Origin of the sequence: Colidextribacter sp. OB.20 (assembly GCF_009911595.1) — a bacterium.
Classification (GTDB): Bacteria; Bacillota; Clostridia; order Oscillospirales; family Oscillospiraceae; genus Lawsonibacter.
Genome location: NZ_QWKG01000173.1, coordinates 1 through 549 on the forward strand (window position 1 = coordinate 1; position 549 = coordinate 549).

General features: G+C 41.5%; 1 pseudogene. It reads left to right on the plus strand.

Annotation, left to right across the window (positions count from 1 at the left end):
• Positions 1 to 458: pseudogene (locus tag D1641_RS19050) on the plus strand (IS630 family transposase); the annotation flags it as partial.
• Positions 459 to 549: the final 91 nt, after the last annotated feature.

The following is a 549-nucleotide window of genomic DNA, read 5'->3' on the forward strand; positions in this document are numbered from 1 at the left end:
TGAAAGTTATCCACAAAGGGAAAAAGATTCGTTTAATGTTTCAGGATGAAGCTGGATTTGGGAGGATCAACAAACCCAAATACTGCTGGTGTGAAAAAGGGATTCGTCCCAGTGTGCCTTGTCACCATATCCGCGAGTATCGCTATGCCTATGGAGCTGTGGAACCGCTGACTGGCGAGGGATGCTTTCTTATCATGCCCTATTGCAATACAGCATGCATGAATATCTTCTTGAAACAGTTATCCGAACAATTTTTTGATGATGTGATTTTGCTTTGCTGCGACCGTGCGGCCTGGCACAAGTCTGGCGGATTAAATTTGCCGGATAATATTGTCCTTTTTCATATTCCACCATATACGCCTGAAATGAATCCTATTGAGCAGATTTGGAAAGAACTCCGGAAACGAGGATTCCATAACGAAATATTTACTACGCTGGAAAAAGTGGTTGAGCGTTTGTGTGTGTCGATTTGCTCTTTGTCCAATCAGGTTATTTCCAGCATCACTGGGAGAGACTGGATAATTAAATCTTTTAATTAAGAAATAGTAT